At 52.9% G+C, this 16,607-nt stretch carries 17 protein-coding genes; 7 read left to right on the forward strand and 10 right to left on the reverse strand.

Annotated elements, in window-relative coordinates; translation table 11 throughout:
- Positions 1-52: 52 nt before the first annotated feature.
- The 5 genes from ACLJQD_RS08785 to ACLJQD_RS08805 all read left to right on the forward strand — a co-directional run bounded on the left by ACLJQD_RS08785 (position 53) and on the right by ACLJQD_RS08805 (position 5,181).
- Positions 53-526 (forward strand): YbjO family protein, encoded by a 474-nt coding sequence (locus ACLJQD_RS08785; protein ID WP_000505788.1) that lies wholly within the window; start codon positions 53-55, stop codon positions 524-526.
- A gap of 42 nt (positions 527-568) precedes the next feature.
- Positions 569-1,696, forward strand: coding sequence for a 23S rRNA (uracil(747)-C(5))-methyltransferase RlmC (gene rlmC / locus ACLJQD_RS08790; RefSeq protein ID WP_001149792.1), 1,128 nt, complete (start codon positions 569-571; stop codon positions 1,694-1,696).
- A 294-nt stretch (positions 1,697-1,990) separates the two neighbouring features.
- On the forward strand, positions 1,991-3,334 hold the full coding sequence (locus tag ACLJQD_RS08795) for a PTS sugar transporter subunit IIC (RefSeq protein WP_000399323.1): 1,344 nt from the start codon (positions 1,991-1,993) through the stop codon (positions 3,332-3,334).
- Between the two features lie 29 nt (positions 3,335-3,363).
- On the forward strand, positions 3,364-3,684 hold the full coding sequence (locus ACLJQD_RS08800; RefSeq protein ID WP_000655399.1) for a PTS sugar transporter subunit IIB: 321 nt from the start codon (positions 3,364-3,366) through the stop codon (positions 3,682-3,684).
- A 9-nt stretch (positions 3,685-3,693) separates the two neighbouring features.
- Positions 3,694-5,181 carry a sulfatase gene (locus tag ACLJQD_RS08805; RefSeq protein ID WP_000644020.1) on the forward strand — a complete coding sequence of 496 codons (1,488 nt, stop codon included), beginning with the start codon at positions 3,694-3,696 and terminating at the stop codon, positions 5,179-5,181.
- 218 nt (positions 5,182-5,399) lie between these two features.
- On the opposite strand, the gene artJ is transcribed toward ACLJQD_RS08805, so the two are convergent.
- The 6 genes from artJ to ACLJQD_RS08835 all read right to left on the reverse strand — a co-directional run bounded on the left by artJ (position 5,400) and on the right by ACLJQD_RS08835 (position 9,981).
- Complete coding sequence (gene artJ, locus ACLJQD_RS08810) at positions 5,400-6,131, reverse strand: arginine ABC transporter substrate-binding protein ArtJ (RefSeq protein WP_000737538.1); 732 nt, start codon at positions 6,129-6,131, stop codon at positions 5,400-5,402.
- 236 nt (positions 6,132-6,367) lie between these two features.
- Complete coding sequence (gene artM / locus ACLJQD_RS08815) at positions 6,368-7,036, reverse strand: arginine ABC transporter permease ArtM (protein ID WP_000895396.1); 669 nt, start codon at positions 7,034-7,036, stop codon at positions 6,368-6,370.
- On the reverse strand, positions 7,036-7,752 hold the full coding sequence (gene artQ / locus ACLJQD_RS08820) for an arginine ABC transporter permease ArtQ (RefSeq protein WP_001001677.1): 717 nt from the start codon (positions 7,750-7,752) through the stop codon (positions 7,036-7,038). The genes artM and artQ overlap by 1 nt, the downstream gene beginning before the upstream one ends.
- 6 nt (positions 7,753-7,758) lie before the next feature.
- Entirely contained in the window at positions 7,759-8,490 is a 732-nt protein-coding gene (artI, locus tag ACLJQD_RS08825) for an arginine ABC transporter substrate-binding protein ArtI (RefSeq protein WP_000756586.1), read from the reverse strand.
- 17 nt (positions 8,491-8,507) lie between these two features.
- Complete coding sequence (artP, locus tag ACLJQD_RS08830) at positions 8,508-9,236, reverse strand: arginine ABC transporter ATP-binding protein ArtP (RefSeq protein WP_000027186.1); 729 nt, start codon at positions 9,234-9,236, stop codon at positions 8,508-8,510.
- Between the two features lie 229 nt (positions 9,237-9,465).
- Entirely contained in the window at positions 9,466-9,981 is a 516-nt protein-coding gene (locus ACLJQD_RS08835; protein WP_001270724.1) for a lipoprotein, read from the reverse strand.
- A 127-nt stretch (positions 9,982-10,108) separates the two neighbouring features.
- Between ACLJQD_RS08835 and ACLJQD_RS08840 the strand changes: the two genes are divergently transcribed.
- The gene (locus ACLJQD_RS08840; RefSeq protein WP_001160725.1) at positions 10,109-10,432 is read left to right on the forward strand and encodes a heavy metal-binding domain-containing protein; all 324 of its coding nucleotides are present in this window, start codon (positions 10,109-10,111) and stop codon (positions 10,430-10,432) included.
- The gene (locus tag ACLJQD_RS08845; RefSeq protein ID WP_001202293.1) at positions 10,429-11,259 is read left to right on the forward strand and encodes an N-acetylmuramoyl-L-alanine amidase; all 831 of its coding nucleotides are present in this window, start codon (positions 10,429-10,431) and stop codon (positions 11,257-11,259) included. Before ACLJQD_RS08840 ends, ACLJQD_RS08845 begins: the two co-directional genes overlap by 4 nt.
- Here ACLJQD_RS08845 and ACLJQD_RS08850 read toward each other — a convergent pair.
- From ACLJQD_RS08850 to poxB, 4 genes are all read right to left on the reverse strand, one after another.
- Positions 11,256-12,269, reverse strand: a complete 1,014-nt coding sequence (locus tag ACLJQD_RS08850) for an NAD-dependent epimerase/dehydratase family protein (protein ID WP_017440906.1) — start codon at positions 12,267-12,269, stop codon at positions 11,256-11,258. The genes ACLJQD_RS08845 and ACLJQD_RS08850 overlap by 4 nt on opposite strands.
- Before the next feature lie 95 nt (positions 12,270-12,364).
- Complete coding sequence (locus ACLJQD_RS08855; protein ID WP_000079013.1) at positions 12,365-13,798, reverse strand: SDR family oxidoreductase; 1,434 nt, start codon at positions 13,796-13,798, stop codon at positions 12,365-12,367.
- A 10-nt stretch (positions 13,799-13,808) separates the two neighbouring features.
- A complete protein-coding gene (gene ltaE, locus ACLJQD_RS08860) occupies positions 13,809-14,810 on the reverse strand; it encodes a low-specificity L-threonine aldolase (protein ID WP_017440907.1) in 1,002 nt (333 codons plus the stop codon).
- A gap of 38 nt (positions 14,811-14,848) precedes the next feature.
- Positions 14,849-16,567, reverse strand: a complete 1,719-nt coding sequence (gene poxB, locus ACLJQD_RS08865) for a ubiquinone-dependent pyruvate dehydrogenase (RefSeq protein WP_001728981.1) — start codon at positions 16,565-16,567, stop codon at positions 14,849-14,851.
- Positions 16,568-16,607: the final 40 nt, after the last annotated feature.

Raw genomic sequence — 16,607 nt, forward strand, 5'->3', positions numbered from 1 at the left:
TGGCAATGCGTTGCCGCGCGGGTCGCGGCATCATTTTCAGGGAAGACATTCATTGGGATTTATAAAGCAATCAACCTCATCACATGCCCGTTTAAATGTGCCTACGCTGGTGCAGGTTGCGGCTATGGCGATTATTTTGATTCGCGGTCTCGATGTGCTGATGATTATGAATACCCTCGGCATACGCGGGATGGGCGAGTTTATTCATCGCAGCGTGCAGACGTGGAGCTTAACCCTGGTCTTTCTGGCCAGCTTAGTGCTGGTCTTTGTTGAAATTTATTGTGCGTTTTCGCTGGTGAAAGGCCGTAGCTGGGCGCGCTGGGTGTACCTGGCGACACAAATTATTGTGAGCGGATATCTGTGGGCGGCGTCGTTAGGCTACGGGTATCCGGAGTTGTTTAGCATCGCGGGAGAATCGAAGCGTGATATCCTGCATTCCCTGGTCATGCAAAAACTCCCCGATCTTTTAATTCTGTTTCTGCTGTTTATTCCCGCTCCCAGCCGTCGGTTCTTCCGGCTGCAATAATGTGTATAATCGTCGCCCCGGATAATATGAAGGTTTTTTGGTATGCAGTGCGCACTCTATGACGCGGGTCGCTGCCGTTCCTGTCAATGGATTACGCAGTCGGTTAACGAACAACTTTCCGCAAAAACAGCCGATTTACATCGTTTGCTCGCCGGGCTGCCTGTTGAACAGTGGTGCGCGCCGACTGGAGGCCCGGAACAGCATTTCCGCAACAAAGCGAAAATGGTCGTGAGCGGTAGTGTAGAAAAACCGCTCTTCGGGATGCTGCATCGCGACGGTACGCCGGTCGATCTTTGCGGTTGCCCGCTGTATCCCGCCTCCTTTGCCCCCGTATTCAGCGCGCTAAAACCTTTTATTGCCCGTGCCGGACTCACGCCTTATAACGTGGCGCGAAAACGCGGCGAACTGAAATACCTGTTGCTGACGGAAAGCCAGTTCGATGGCGGTATGATGCTACGCTTCGTGTTGCGTTCAGAAACCAAACTTACGCAACTGCGCGCGGCGTTACCGTGGCTGCGCGCGCAACTGCCGCAGCTCAGAGTGATCACCGCAAATATCCAGCCGGTACATATGGCGATTATGGAAGGGGAGACGGAAATCTACCTGACGGATCAGCAGGCGCTGGCGGAACGTTTTAACGATGTGCCGCTGTGGATTCGCCCGCAAAGTTTCTTTCAGACCAACCCTACGGTCGCCAGCCGATTATATGCGACGGCGCGCGACTGGGTAGGGCAACTGCCGGTACGCCATATGTGGGATCTTTTTTGCGGAGTGGGCGGATTCGGCCTGCACTGCGCGACGCCGCAGATGCAATTAACCGGTATTGAGATCGCGCCGGAGGCGATTGCCTGCGCGAAGCAATCCGCTGCCGAGCTGGGATTGACCCGCCTTCATTTCCAGGCGTTGGATTCCACCCAATTCGCCACCGCACAAGGTGAAACGCCCGACCTGGTGTTGGTGAATCCTCCCCGCCGCGGCATTGGCAAGCCGTTGTGCGATTACCTTGCACAAATGGCGCCGCGTTTTATTATTTATTCAAGCTGTAACGCGCAGACGATGGCGCAGGATATTCGTCATCTGCCGAACTACCGTATTCAACGTGTTCAGCTTTTCGATATGTTCCCGCATACCGCGCATTATGAAGTGTTAACACTGCTTTGCAGGCTGTAGCGCCAAAAGCCAGACATACAAAATATCTATATTAACTATCTAATTATCCATAAATAATAATAACCATGATCGATCGATAAAAAACTCCGATCGATCGTGGTTATATATTACCCTATTTTTGCAAATCAAATCACAAATAATCACTTTAAATCTTTTAATGACTAATTTTGATTATTACAGTGCGTGTAAGGCAAAATTAGACAAGGTGGTTTATCGGGTAACTTTCAATAGCATCAGCGAAGCAATACGTAACGTCAGTAAAGGGGTCAATCATGACAACGAATAGGCACGCTTATGGAGGGCGTTCAGACGATGTTTGCCAAATTTATAGATGTTATTCAAACGTTTTTAACTGAACCGGCAATATTAATTGGGATATTAGTCGGTGTTGGCTATGCGCTGGATAAAAAGACGCCTATAAAAATTATCACCGGTATGATCAGCGCGATGGTCGGTTTGATGATGGTGTTATTTGGCGGCTTTCAATTTTCAGCCACTTTTAAACCGGTTGCAGAGGCAGTCAGCAAGGCTTATGGCGTGCATGGATACTTAATGGATTCATACGCCATGAAAGCCGCGACGCAAATAGCGCTGGGCGATAATTTCGGCTATGTAGGATACGTTTTTGTATTGGCGTTTTTTACTAACCTGTTATTAGTTTTATTTGGCCGTTATACCGGCGCAAAAGGTATATTTCTTACCGGTAATACCGGGGTCTCTCATTCACAGGCGGTACTGTGGTTAATCGTCTTCTGGCTGGGGTTCGGTTGGGTACAATCCATTGTAATTGCCGGGGTATTGACCGGGGTCTTTTGGGCGTTTTCAACTACGCTTATTGTTAAACCCATCGCCAAAGTGACCAATAACGCCGGTTTTACCATTGCGCATAACCAGATGCTGGGACTGTGGTTTTTCTCGAAATTCGCGCATAAATTCGGCGATCCGGAAAAGCATGACGCCGAAAACCTGAAACTTCCCGGTTGGTTAGCCATTTTTAACCACAACGTGACGGCAATCGCCATTGTGATGACGCTCTTCGTTGGCGGTTTTCTATTGGCGACAGGGATCGATAACGTACAGTTAATGGCGAAAGGCAAACCCTGGTATATCTATATCATCAATCTGGGCCTGCAATTCTCTATGTATATGGTCATCTTGCTGCAGGGCGTGCGGATGATGGTTGGTGAAATTAACGGTTCGTTTAAAGGATGGCAGGATCGCTTTATTCCTAACGCCATACCGGCTGTGGATGTTGCTGCTTTATTACCTTTTTCGCCTAACGCGGCCACGCTGGGATTCGTCTTTTGTACTTTCGGCACGATTTTTTCCATGGGCATCCTGCTGCTCATCCATAGCCCTATTATGGTATTGCCTGGTTTTGTTCCGCTCTTCTTTTCCGGCGGTCCCATCGGCGTATTAGCCAACCGAATGGGGGGATATCGTTCCGTTATTATTTGTACTTTCCTGTTAGGGATTATTCAGACTTTCGGTACGGTATGGGCCATTCCTTTAACCGGGCTGGCAAAAGAAGGTGTGGGCTGGACGGGAATATTTGACTGGGCGACTCTGTGGCCTGCGATTTGTGAATTACTGAAATTTATTGCTTCAACGTTCCATCTTGGTCCTTATTCCATTTAATTGATTCGGTTTATATAAAGGATTTTATTATGAAAGATTCTGTAAATATTTTATTCGTATGCGGTTATGGTGTAGGCAGTAGCGTAATGTTACAGACTGTTGTTAAAAAAGCGTTAGCAAAATATGACTTCTCTTTTGATATGGAGCATACGGCAGCGGGAGAGGTCGGTGGATTTACCGACTGGGCAGATATTTATGCGATTTCGAAAAAATTGCTTGATGTTGTTAGCCTCGATCCTAAACACGGACAATATCTCATTCCCATTGAAAATATCATGGATGGCGAATCAATAGGTAAACAGATTTACGATGTGGTAGAGAAAAATTTTCCGCACCTGCTCAACAAATGAGGGTGAGTCATGAAAGCGATTATTCTGCTGTTTGACAGTCTGAATAAAAACTATTTGCCGCCCTATGGTGATTTGCTAACGAAAGCGCCTAACTTTCAACGCCTGGCGGCACATGCCGCCACCTTTGACAATAGTTATGTCGGCAGTATGCCCTGTATGCCAGCCCGTCGGGAACTGCACACCGGGCGCTATAATTTCCTGCATCGTGAGTGGGGGCCGCTGGAACCCTTTGATGATTCCATGCCGGAATTATTGAAAAAAGCGGGGATCTACACCCATCTTATCAGCGATCATCTGCATTACTGGGAAGACGGCGGCGGTAACTACCATAACCGCTATAGCTCCTGGGACGTAGTACGCGGTCAGGAGGGCGATCACTGGAAGGCAAGTGTTGGCGAGCCGCCCATTCCGGAAGTACTGCGCGTTCCACAAAAACAAACCGGAGGCGGCGTTTCCGGGCTATGGCGTCATGACTGGGCGAACCGCGAATACATCCAGCAGGAAGCCGATTTTCCCCAGACGAAAGTTTTTGACGCCGGGTGCGATTTTATCCATAAAAATCATGCCGAAGATAACTGGTTATTGCAGGTTGAGACGTTTGATCCGCATGAGCCGTTTTATACCACCGAGGAATATTTATCGCTCTATGACGATGAGTGGCAAGGCCCGCATTATGACTGGCCGCGCGGCAAAGTCAGTGAAAGCGAGGAGGCGATAGCGCATATTCGCTGTCGTTATCGGGCCCTGGTTTCCATGTGCGACCGCAATCTGGGACGTATCCTTGATCTGATGGATGAACACGATCTCTGGCGCGATACGATGCTGATTGTCGGTACCGATCACGGCTTCTTGCTGGGGGAGCACGGTTGGTGGGCTAAAAATCAAATGCCCTATTATAACGAGGTGGCGAATAACCCGCTGTTTATCTGGGACCCGCGCAGCGCGGTATGCGGAGCGCGACGGCAGTCGCTGGTGCAGATGATTGACTGGGCGCCAACGCTACTGGATTATTTTCAGCAACCTATTCCCGCAGATATGCAGGGCCAACCGCTGGCGAAAGTCATTGCCAGTGATGAACCCGTCAGGGAAGGCGCGCTGTTTGGCGTGTTTAGCGGACATGTTAATGTTACCGACGGACGCTATGTTTATATGCGGGCCGCGCAGCCGGGGCGTGAGCATGACATTGCGAACTACACGTTAATGCCGATCAAGATGAATGCGCGTTATGATGTGGATGAACTGGGAAAATTATCTCTGGCACCTCCGTTTAACTTTACTAAAGGGCTTCAGGTATTACGTATTCCGGCCAGGGAAAAATATAAAGGTGTGAATAGCTTTGGTCATCTTTTGTTTGATCTCAGAGACGATCCGCAGCAGCAACATCCTATTCATGATGAGGCCATCGAAGCAAGGATGATCAACTTACTTATCCGTTTGATGAAAGAAAATGATGCTCCGGCGGAGCAGTATCGCCGTCTGGGTCTGGATGTTGTCTAAAAACGTAACAATGTTGTAAGCCGGGTGCGCGTTAGCGTCACCCGGCAAGTATTAGTCCGAATCGCCTGTTGATGCAGGCGTTTGAGACTGATGACAAACTGTAGAATGCTCAATGGCGCTGCGCTTATCAGGCCAGGATAGTTTCCGATGGCGGCCCGTGGGCTGAATAAGGTATTTATACTGCCATTTCGCAACACGGTGGGCTAATCACATACGTCTTACTGCGGGAACCACTGATCGCTGATTTTCTGATAAGTGCCGTCCGCTTTAATGGCGGCCAGCGCATTATTCAGTTTTTCCAGCAACGCCTTATTGTCCGGGCGCACCGCGATGCCAAGTCCGGTACCGAAGTATTGCGGATCGGTCACTTTCTCTGTTGCCGGACCCAGTTGCGGATTCGTTTTCAGCCACTCATTGACCACTGCGGTATCGCCAAAGACGCCGTCAATACGGCCATTTTTCAGGTCGATAATCGCATTCTGGTAGCTGTCGTAGGCCACGGTTTTGACCTCCGGATGTTTATCCTGGAGATATTTTTGATGCGTGGTGCCATTTTCCATACCGATACGCTTACCTTTTAGATCGGTAAAGGTTTTATAGGTGTCTTTTTTGGCAATCACCAGCGCGGAGTTCGCATAATAGGGATTGCTAAAGGCGACCTGCTTACTGCGCTCCGGGGTAATGTCCATTCCGGAAATGACGGCATCATATTTTCTGAATTTCAGCGCCGGGATAAGACTATCGAAAGCATGATTGGTAAAAGTACATTCTGCCTGCATTTGCTTGCATAATGCGGTTGCCAGATCGATATCGAAGCCCACAATTTTATTACTCGCATCCAGGGATTCAAACGGGGGATAGGTGGCGGAAACCCCGAAATTGATTTTTTCAGCGGCGATGCTGCCAGTGGCGAAAGAGGCGAGTAATGCAGCCAGAACTAACTTTTTCATGATGTCACTCCCGTAATCTTATGATTATGCGCCGTGTCTGCGGCATAGATTTACAATGCCATCAATTGAATTTATATGCAATAAAAATGATTAAATATTTTGAAATGGATAAAAAAAGACGGACAGGTTAACCACTTGTCCGTCGGGTTTATTCAATATTATGCATCGTAGGTTTGATAAGCGCAGCGCCATCTGACCATTGTCGAACGGCGGCGAGAATGCCTTATCCTGCCGGGTTAATTGCGCCGCTCAAACGCCAGGGCTTTACGCTCAATCAAACGCATCATCAGCGTCAATAGACCGTTGACGACCAGGTAAATTACGCCTGCCGCGCCAAATACCACCACATCGTAGGTACGACCATAGAGCAACTGACTGTACCCCATGACTTCCATCAAGGTGATGGTATAGGCCAGCGAGGTACTTTTGAAGACCAGTACCACCTCATTAGAATAGGAGGAGAGGGCGCGTTTAAACGCATAGGGCAACAAAATCGCCAGCGTATCTTTCTTACTCATCCCCAGCGCGCCACAGGACTGCCACTGACCTTCCGGAATCGCGCGAATCGCACCATAAAATAGCTGCGTTGTGTAAGCGGCGCTGTTTAGCGACAACGCGATCAGTGCGCACAGCCACGGTTCAGACAGTAGATGCCAGAGTAGCGGATACTCTTGCAGTGTCGGGAATTGACCGGGTCCGTAGTAGATCAGGAAAATTTGCACCAACAACGGCGTACCGGTAAACAACGTGATATAGCCGCGCACCAGCCACACCACGAACGGCGTTTTTAGCGTCAGGATAATGGTAAAAACTAACGCCAGCACCAAAGCGACGGCAATAGAAGCCACGGTCAGCGTCAGGCTGGTGTGTAGCCCTTTTAGCAGTTCAGGTAAGTACTCAAGCATTAGTCCGGCCTCCGCTCAAAACGTGTCGCGCGCAGGTCTATGCGTTTGAGAATGTACTGACTGATCAGCGTAATGACCAGGTAAATAGCCGCCGCAATAATGTACCAGTTAAACGGTTCCTGGGTGCGTGTGGCAATACTTTTGGTCTGCAACATCAGATCGTTAACGCTGATAAGGCTGACCAGAGCCGTATCTTTTAGCAACACCAGCCACTGATTACCCAGCCCTGGCAGGGCGTGACGCCACATCTGCGGCATCACCAGACGGAAAAAAATCGCCGTCTTTGATAATCCCAGTGCCTGACCCGACTCCCACTGACCAGACGGAACGGCTTTCAGCGCGCCGCGTAGCGTCTGCGACGCATAGGCCGCATACAGCAGGGACAACGCAATCACGCCGCACAGGAACGGACTGACGTCAAAGTTCTCAATCTCCATTTGCACCGGGATCTGCGTAAAGCCGAGATGGAGGGTAAACCCGTCAGACAGCGTAAGCAGGAGTTGCGAGGAGCCGAAATAGATAAACAGCACCACCAGAATTTCCGGCAGGCCGCGCAAAATAGTGACCAGCGCGGAGCCTATCCAGGCAATCGGGCGCCATTTTACGGACTCCCAGACGGCAAAGAACATGGCTAACGCGAGGCCAATGATCAGCGCACAGACGGCAAGGCCGACGGTCATCCCGGCGGCGCTTGCTAAAGGAAAAAATTCGTTCATCAAAGATTACTTCTGGAACCATTTGTTATAGATGGTCTCGTAAGTCCCATCTTTCTTCACTTTTTCCAGCGCAGTATTGAATTTCTGCTGCAGCTCGGTGTTGCCCTGACGTACCGCGATACCCAGGCCGGTGCCGAAATAATCTTTATCGGTGACTTTATCGCCGACCGGCGCCAGCTTAGGATTGGCTTTCAGCCATTCGGTCACGACCGCCGTGTCGCCGAAAACAGCGTCGATACGGCCATTTTGTAGATCCAGCTTCGCGTTCTGATAGCTGTCATACGGTACGGTGGTGATTTCCGGATGCTTATCCATGATGAATTTCTGGTGCGTCGTACCGTTCTGTACGCCGACTTTCTTGCCTTTCAGTTGATCGACGCTGGTGTATTTGCCCTGCTGACCCACGAACAGCGCGGAGTTGTCGTAATATGGCGTGGTAAACAGCACCTGCTTTTCACGTTCCGGCGTGATATCCATTCCCGCCATTACAGCGTCGAAGCGGCGGAATTTCAGGCTGGGGATCAGGCTGTCGAACGCCTGATTGGTAAAGGTACAGGAGGCGTCGATCTCTTTACATAGCGCGTTGGCCAGGTCGACGTCAAAGCCGACAATCTTGTTATTAGCATCCATCGATTCGAACGGCGGATAGGACGCTTCGGTCGCAAAACGAATGGTCTGGGCTGCTGTAGCGGAAAGGCTAAAGCCTGCAATTAGCGCGGCAATCAGAACTTTTTTCATTGTCATTGTCCCGAATCTTAGTGAGAGAGATAGTTTTTGAACGCTTCGGTCTGAGGGTGGGCAAAGCAACCCGCATCACCGTGCTCGACGATGTGACCATTTTCCATATAAATCACACGACTGGCGGTCTTACGCGCCACTTCGACTTCATGCGTAACGATCACCTGAGTAATGTTCGTTTCCGCCAGCTCATGAATAATGCTGACGATTTGAGCGGTAATTTCCGGGTCCAGCGCGGCGGTCGGTTCATCAAACAGCAGCACCTGCGGCTCCATCATCAGCGCGCGGGCAATCGCGACGCGCTGCTGCTGACCGCCGGAAAGATGCAACGGATAACGATCGCTATAGGGCTTCAGACGTAAACGCTCCAGCAGCTTTTCTGCGCGCGCCAGCGCCTGATCTTTTGTCAGACCCAGTACGCGGCAGGGCGCTTCAATCAGATTCTGCACAACGGTGAGATGTGGCCAAAGATTATATTGCTGAAAGACCATTCCGACATTTTGACGTAGCTCACGAATCGCCTTATCGGACGGCGTTTTCGTAAAGTCAAAATGGTTCCCGGCGATAGTCAGAGTGCCGGAACGCGGCATCTCAAGCAGATTGAGTACACGCAGCAGCGAACTTTTACCCGCCCCGCTTGGGCCAAGCAACACCAGCGTTTCGCCTTCGGGGCAATCCAGCGTGATATCGAACAGCGCCTGATGCGCGCCGTAAAAGCAATTAATGCCGTTTAATTGAATACTCATTGACACTCGTATACAGGCAGTCTGATAGCTATTGAAGCCGCAGATAGTACCTTTCGCAGAATAGTTATGCAATATTTATGCGTTAAAAGTTAAATATATCCCACATTCTTCCCTAAACATAGCACAAAATAGCAGGAGGAATAGTAGGTAAGAAGAATTGTCGGCATCCCGGGCAGAATGCCAGACAATTTACGGGGTTATGGGTGCAAAAGCGGGGGAATACTGGCTGTTAACGGTTTTCTATCGACTGGCGCAGCGTACCGGCAGGGGCATGGACATCTCCGCCCAGATAGCGAACGTCGTCAATCACCCAGCATGAGCCTTCGTGAATCATAAGCACTTCATCCTGCCAGCTTTGATCGCCCTGTTTTAACGCCACCCGCAGAGGAATATTGCGCGCATCTCGGTTCGGAATGGTTGATGCGCTGGCGACGTTGGCGCTATCCGGCAGCGTAGCGCGGCTGGAGAACAGATCGCCGCTCATCAACTGGCGGTGCTCCGTATCGCGGCTGGCGTCGGTCAACAATTTCGCCAGGTTATCACTCAAGTAGGGGCGAAGCGCGGCGATATCATTGCTGTGGTGTTGAATACGGTAGTCGTAAAATTGTTGAGCCACGCTGTCCGGGCCGCCTTCCACACACGCGCCGATACGCGGGCCATTATCTTTGTAGGCGGGAGTGACGGTCGTACAGGCGCTAAGCAGAAGCGCGCACGGGATGAGCAAAGAGAGTTTAGAATAGCGCATGATGATTTCCTTATAGGCGATCGAGCAAAAACCGATCTACGATAATCAATTATATCCTTTCAATGATAGCGTATCAGCTTGATAATGCGTTTGAGATCGTGTGCTTAGCTAACCCGGGAGATTCACTATGCAGTTTTCAACAACCCCAACGCTGGAAGGACAAAGCATCGTGGAGTATTGCGGTGTGGTAACGGGCGAAGCCATTTTAGGCGCCAATATTTTCCGCGATTTTTTCGCCGGCATTCGGGATATCGTCGGCGGACGTTCCGGCGCGTATGAGAAAGAGCTGCGTAAAGCGCGTGAAATCGCTTTTCAGGAACTTGGCGAGCAGGCTAAAGCGTTGGGCGCCGATGCGGTGGTAGGCATCGATATTGATTACGAAACTGTCGGCAAGGATGGCAGTATGCTGATGGTCAGCGTCAGCGGAACGGCGGTGAAAACGCGCCGATGAGAGCGCTACTGTGGCTGGTGGGTCTCGCGTTGCTGTTAACAGGCTGCGCGAGCGAAAAAGGAATTATCGATAAAGAGGGATATCAGCTTGATACCCGACATCGGGCGCAGGCGGCCTATCCGCGCATTAAAGTCCTGGTGATTCACTATACGGCGGAAAACTTTGACGTTTCGCTGGCGACGTTAACGGGCCGCAACGTCAGTTCGCATTACCTGATTCCCGCAACCCCGCCATTATATGGCGGTAAACCGCGCATCTGGCAACTGGTGCCGGAACAGGATCAGGCCTGGCATGCGGGCGTCAGTTTCTGGCGAGGCGCCACGCGTCTCAATGATACGTCTATTGGCATTGAGCTGGAAAATCGCGGCTGGCGAATGTCCGGCGGGGTGAAATCTTTCGCGCCGTTTGAATCCGCGCAAATTCAGGCATTGATTCCGTTAGCGAAGGACATTATCGCGCGCTATGACATCAAACCACAGAATGTGGTGGCCCATGCGGATATCGCGCCGCAGCGTAAAGACGATCCCGGCCCGCGCTTCCCGTGGCGCGAGCTGGCGGCGCAGGGGATTGGCGCCTGGCCTGACGCCCAGCGTGTGGCGTTTTATCTGGCTGGACGCGCGCCGTATACGCCAGTCGATACCGCAACGGTGCTTGCGTTACTCTCGCGCTATGGCTATGAAGTCAAAGCCGATATGACGGCGCGCGAGCAACAGCGGGTGATTATGGCGTTCCAGATGCACTTCCGTCCGGCGCAATGGAACGGTATCGCAGATGCCGAAACGCAGGCGATTGCCGAAGCATTACTGGAGAAGTACGGCCAGGATTAACGCGGTAAATTTCCGTGATCGCGCAGCCAGGCGGCGGTGCGCTCAATGCCTTCGTCCAGCGTGACGATGGGCTGGTAGCCCAGCTCGTCCTGCGCGCGAGTCGTATCGAGCGTAAAATCAAAATTCAGTTTTGACACGCCGTAATGCGTTAGCGGGGGCTCTTTGGCGGATTTTTTGCCGAAGCGTTCCATACTGCGGGCGATCATATCCAGCATCGGGTAAGGCACAGAGCGAATGCGGCAGTCGATAGTCAGTTCATCAATTAACTTTTGTACGATGCTGCGTAAGGTGCGGTTTTCGCCGTTAGTGATGTTATAAGCGCGGCCAGAAGGCAGATGATCGCAGTCCGGCTGGCTGGCCAGCCACATGGCGTGGATCGCATTTTCATAGTAGGTCATATCGACCAGCGCGCTGCCCCCGTGCGGTAATAAGACGCTACCGTAATGGTGCATCATATGCGCCAGACGTGGGATAAATACTTTATCGTGTGGGCCAAACAGGCTTTGCGGACGCAACACCGTAAAACGTGTTTGCGGATTGGCCTGCGCCAGCAGATTAATCACCTCTTCACCGGCGGCTTTACTGCGGGCGAACTCATTGGCAAACCGATGCGGACGGAAATCCTCTTTGATATCACGGTGATGGTGGTAATCAAAATAGAGTGAGGGAGAGGAGATATGAATAAAATTGCGCACGCCCCAGGCGACCGCCCATTCTCCCAGGCGGCGGGTGGCGCGAACATTCGCCAGATCGAAAGCTTGTTGGGTTCCCCAGGGCGAGGTAAAGCTGGAGCAGTGCCACAACGTGTCGATCCCGGCGAGCATCACTTTAGCCTGCGAGGAGACCAGTTCGGTTAAATCCGCATGGACGAATTCCGCGCCCATTTTTTCAAGCAGCTTGCCCATCGCTTCATTGCGACCCGTCGCTCTGACGCTGATGCCTTTATTGCGCAAAAATTCAACCGCGTTTCGACCTAAGCCGCTGGTGGCGCCGGTAACCAGTACCTTCATATCAATCCACTGTGTTTAATAAACCGTCGTGCGCATTCTTCCGTGAATTACGTCGGTATGCAATGGGAAACACGAAAGAATACAGCAACTTTTTCTCATTTTTCTGTGATTTGTTCTGCAAGTCGGGCAATACGCCTTGCCATTCCCCGGAAAATAAACAGGTGCGCCGGGATCATCAGTAGCCAGTAAATCAGGCCCGGCATTCCGTGTGGATGCCACCAGGCGCGCACGTCAATTTCGCGGTAGCGGCCTTTATCGTGCAGCGTGAAGCTAAGCCGCCCCAGACCCGGCGCTTTCATGCCAAACAAGAGCGTGAGCTGTTTTTCTGGTTCGACAATGATCACTTTCCAGCTATCTACCGTATCGCCAGGCTTGAGCAAGGTATGCGACGGGCGGCCTTTCGCCAGTTTATGCCCCACCAGACGGTCCATCGCGGCGCGCGTCTGCCACAAAATATTGCCGAAAAAATAGCCCTCTTTGCCACCCAGCCGATTTACGACCTGCCATAGCGCCGATAGGCTGGCCGGGGTCTGCGCGGTAAAGCCCGCCTGCTTTGGAAAATAGCCGTATTCGGGACGCCAGCGGGCGAAGGCCAGCGCGTCGTAGCCCCAGTCGCTGGAGTTCACCAGTTTTTCTTCTTCTTTCAGCGTGCGGCGAACGGCGTCGTCAAAGGTGATAAGCGTTTGGGGGATCAACTTTTTTAACGCGGCGTCATCGGCCAGCAAATCGTGCCTTAACCCCTGAATTAAGGCTTTTGCGGTAGTCGGCGGCACGGAGGTAATGACGTTTAAAAACCAGACCGAAATCCAGCGGGTCGGAAAAGGCACCGGGATCAGCGGACGCCGTTTACCGCTGACGGCCATAAAACGTTCAAACTGCTGCTGATAGCTTAATACCTGCGGCCCGGCGGCTTCCAGAATACGATGCTCGTGCGCAGGGTGGTCCAGCAAGCCGACCAGGTAGTAGAGTAAATTTTCCAGAGCGATGGGCGTGGTGCGCGAACGCACCCAGCGCGGCGGCGTGAGTATTGGCAGGTTGTAAACCATGTCACGCATGACTTCGAAGGCGGCGGAGCCTGCGCCGACGATGATCCCGGCGCGTAATTCCGTCACCGGTACGCCTGCGTCGCGCAGCGTGTCAGCCGTAAGCTGGCGGGCGCGCAGGTGATCGGATTGCTCATGCGTCGGCGCCTGCAATGAACTGAGGAAAATAAGTTGTTTAACCGGCGTCTGGCGCAGCGCGTCGCGCACGTTGAGCGCCGCCTGACGCTCATGGGCGATAAAATCGCCGCCTTCGCCCATGCCGTGTACCAGATAGTAAACGGTATCAATGTCGCGAAGCAGCGCGGGTAAATTTTCCGGCCAGTGCAGATCGACCTTATGACAACTGACGTTGGCGAGGCGCTGTTTTTCCAGACGTTCGACGCGTCGCGCCGCCGCCCGCACCTGATGCCCTTGCTGACTTAGCGCAAAGACCAGGTGCTGGCCGATATAGCCGCTGGCGCCGAGAACCAGAATGCGTTGCGCCACATTGCTCTCCTTAGCGGGCTAAAAAGGCGCGCCAGTGGGCGACGACGTCGGCAAGCTGTTCGCGAGAGACATCCAGATGCGTCACCAGACGCACAATCGGCGCGGCGTTAATCAGGATATTCCGTTCCCGCAAATAGTCGCCAAGCGCGGCGGCCTGTGCTTCGCCAACGCGAACAAACAGCATATTCGTTTCGTGGCGCATGACCTCCGCGCCCGCTTCCCGAAGCTGCTGCGCCAGCCAGGCGGCGTTATCATGATCCTCTTGCAGACGCGCCACGTTATGCTTCAGCGCATACAGTCCGGCCGCTGCCAGAATCCCGGCCTGACGCATTCCGCCGCCGACCATTTTACGCCAGCGCGTCGCGCGTTTAATGTAGTCGCGGTTGCCGACCAGCAGCGAACCGACCGGCGTCCCGAGACCTTTTGACAGGCAGATGGTAAAAGAGTCGCAATACTGCGAAATTTCTTTTAACTCACAGCCGTAGGCAACCACCGCGTTAAAAATTCGGGCGCCGTCAACGTGCAGCGCCAGCCCACGTTCGCGGGTAAACGTCCAGGCGTCTTTCAGATACGCGCGCGGCAGCACTTTCCCGTTATGCGTATTTTCCAGACTGAGCAAGCGCGTGCGCGCGAAGTGGATGTCATCCGCTTTAATCTTCGCCGCCACGTTCTCCAGCGGCAGCGTACCGTCCGCGGCGGCGTCGATAGGCTGCGGCTGAATGCTGCCGAGCACCGCCGCGCCGCCAGCTTCATAGAGATAATTATGCGCGCCCTGACCGACGATATACTCTTCGCCGCGTTCACAATGGCTAAGCAGCGCGACCAGATTGGCCTGGGTGCCGGTGGGTAAAAAAAGCGCCGCTTCTTTACCGGAAAGGTCGGCGGCGTAGCGCTGAAGGGCGTTAACAGTAGGGTCATCGCCGTATACGTCGTCCCCGACCGGGGCGGTCATCATCGCCTCGAGCATGGCGCGGCCCGGTCGGGTAACGGTATCACTGCGTAAATCAATCATGGCACATCCCTGGATTTTAAAAGGTGATGTGCACTGTTTTACCTTAGCCAGTTCGTTTTCGCCAGTTCGATCACTTCATCGCCGCGGCCGCTAATAATGGCGCGTAGCATGTACAGGCTAAAGCCTTTCGCTTGTTCCAGTTTGATCTGCGGCGGGATCGCCAGCTCTTCTTTTGCCACGACCACGTCAACCAGTACCGGGCCGTCAATGGAAAACGCGCGCTGTAGCGCACCGTCCACGTCTGCGGCTTTTTCCACGCGAATACCGGTAATGCCGCAGGCTTCGGCGATACGCGCGAAATTGGTGTCGTGCAGTTCGGTACCGTCGGTAAGGTAGCCGCCGGCTTTCATTTCCATCGCCACAAAGCCCAGCACGCTGTTATTAAAGACGACGATTTTTATCGGCAGCTTCATCTGTACCACCGAGAGAAAATCGCCCATCAGCATACTGAAGCCGCCATCACCGCACATCGCGATAACCTGCCGACCCGGCGCGGTGGCCTGAGCGCCGAGCGCCTGCGGCATGGCGTTGGCCATTGACCCGTGGTTAAACGAGCCCAGCAGGCGGCGCTTGCCGTTCATTTTTAGATAGCGGGCCGCCCAGACGGTCGGCGTGCCGACATCGCAGGTAAAAATAGCGTCGTCAGCGGCGAAATGGCTAATTTGTTGCGCCAGATATTGCGGATGGATGGCTTTGTCGCTGAGTTTGGCTAAGTCATCAAGTCCCTTACGGGCGTCCCGATAGTGCTCCAGAGCTTTATCGAGGAATTTACGATTGCTTTTTTCTTCCACCAGCGGCAGCAGGGCGCGAAGCGTGGCTTTAATATCGCCCACCAGCGCCATGTCGACTTTGCTGTGCGCGCCAATACTGCCCGGGTTGATGTCAATCTGAATGATTTTGGCATCGCTCGGATAAAAGGCGCGGTAGGGGAACTGGGTGCCGAGCAGGATCAGCGTATCGGCGTTCATCATGGTGTGGAAGCCAGAAGAGAAGCCAATCAGGCCGGTCATTCCCACATCATAAGGGTTATCGTACTCAACGTGCTCTTTGCCGCGCAGGGCATGAACGATTGGCGCTTTTAGTTTTGCCGCCAACGCGACCAACTCCTCATGCGCGCCCGCGCAGCCGCTACCGCACATCAATGCGATATTGCTGGAGTAGCGCAGCAGTTGCGCCAGTTTTTTCAGCTCTTCCTCCGCCGGCGTGACGACGGGGAGCGGGGCATGGTACCAATGGGTGACGGCGTTTTCAGGCGCGGGTTTCAGCGCCACGTCACCCGGCAGTACGACCACGGAGACGCCGCGATTTAACACCGCTTTGCGCATGGCGATGGCGAGTACCTGCGGGATCTGCTCCGGGCTGGAAACCAACTCGCAATAGTGGCTGCATTCACGGAACAACTCCTGCGGGTGGGTCTCCTGGAAATAACCGCTGCCGATTTCACTGGACGGAATATGGGCGGCGATCGCCAGAACAGGGACGTGGTTACGGTGGCAATCAAACAGGCCATTGATCAGGTGCAGGTTGCCCGGTCCACATGAACCGGCGCACACTGCCAGCTCGCCGGTAAGCTGCGCTTGTGCGCCGGCGGCGAAAGCGGCGACCTCTTCGTGGCGGGTTGGCATCCATTCAATGGTTCCCATACGATTAAGGCTATCGCTCAGGCCGTTCAGGGAATCGCCAGTGACGCCCCAGATTCGTTTTACGCCAGCCTGTTCCAGCGTTTTGGCGATAAAAGCAGCAACGGTTTGTTTCATGGTTCTCCATCTCCTTAAATGTGATAACGGTTACAAGTTT

Source organism: Salmonella sp. SAL04214, from assembly GCF_046550615.1.
Classification (GTDB): domain Bacteria; phylum Pseudomonadota; class Gammaproteobacteria; order Enterobacterales; family Enterobacteriaceae; genus Salmonella; species Salmonella enterica.

Bases quoted from the DNA above. Each gene is read 5' to 3' on its own strand.
- rlmC (WP_001149792.1), top strand. From the start codon at position 569: ATGCAGTGCGCACTCTATGACGCGGGTCGCTGCCGTTCCTGTCAATGG.
- ACLJQD_RS08795 (WP_000399323.1), top strand. From the start codon at position 1,991: ATGGAGGGCGTTCAGACGATGTTTGCCAAATTTATAGATGTTATTCAA.
- ACLJQD_RS08800 (WP_000655399.1), top strand. From the start codon at position 3,364: ATGAAAGATTCTGTAAATATTTTATTCGTATGCGGTTATGGTGTAGGC.
- ACLJQD_RS08805 (WP_000644020.1), top strand. From the start codon at position 3,694: ATGAAAGCGATTATTCTGCTGTTTGACAGTCTGAATAAAAACTATTTG.
- artJ (WP_000737538.1), bottom strand. From the start codon at position 6,131: ATGAAAAAGTTAGTTCTGGCTGCATTACTCGCCTCTTTCGCCACTGGC.
- artM (WP_000895396.1), bottom strand. From the start codon at position 7,036: ATGCTTGAGTACTTACCTGAACTGCTAAAAGGGCTACACACCAGCCTG.
- artQ (WP_001001677.1), bottom strand. From the start codon at position 7,752: ATGAACGAATTTTTTCCTTTAGCAAGCGCCGCCGGGATGACCGTCGGC.
- artI (WP_000756586.1), bottom strand. From the start codon at position 8,490: ATGAAAAAAGTTCTGATTGCCGCGCTAATTGCAGGCTTTAGCCTTTCC.
- artP (WP_000027186.1), bottom strand. From the start codon at position 9,236: ATGAGTATTCAATTAAACGGCATTAATTGCTTTTACGGCGCGCATCAG.
- ACLJQD_RS08835 (WP_001270724.1), bottom strand. From the start codon at position 9,981: ATGCGCTATTCTAAACTCTCTTTGCTCATCCCGTGCGCGCTTCTGCTT.
- ACLJQD_RS08840 (WP_001160725.1), top strand. From the start codon at position 10,109: ATGCAGTTTTCAACAACCCCAACGCTGGAAGGACAAAGCATCGTGGAG.
- ACLJQD_RS08845 (WP_001202293.1), top strand. From the start codon at position 10,429: ATGAGAGCGCTACTGTGGCTGGTGGGTCTCGCGTTGCTGTTAACAGGC.
- ACLJQD_RS08850 (WP_017440906.1), bottom strand. From the start codon at position 12,269: ATGAAGGTACTGGTTACCGGCGCCACCAGCGGCTTAGGTCGAAACGCG.
- ltaE (WP_017440907.1), bottom strand. From the start codon at position 14,810: ATGATTGATTTACGCAGTGATACCGTTACCCGACCGGGCCGCGCCATG.
- poxB (WP_001728981.1), bottom strand. From the start codon at position 16,567: ATGAAACAAACCGTTGCTGCTTTTATCGCCAAAACGCTGGAACAGGCT.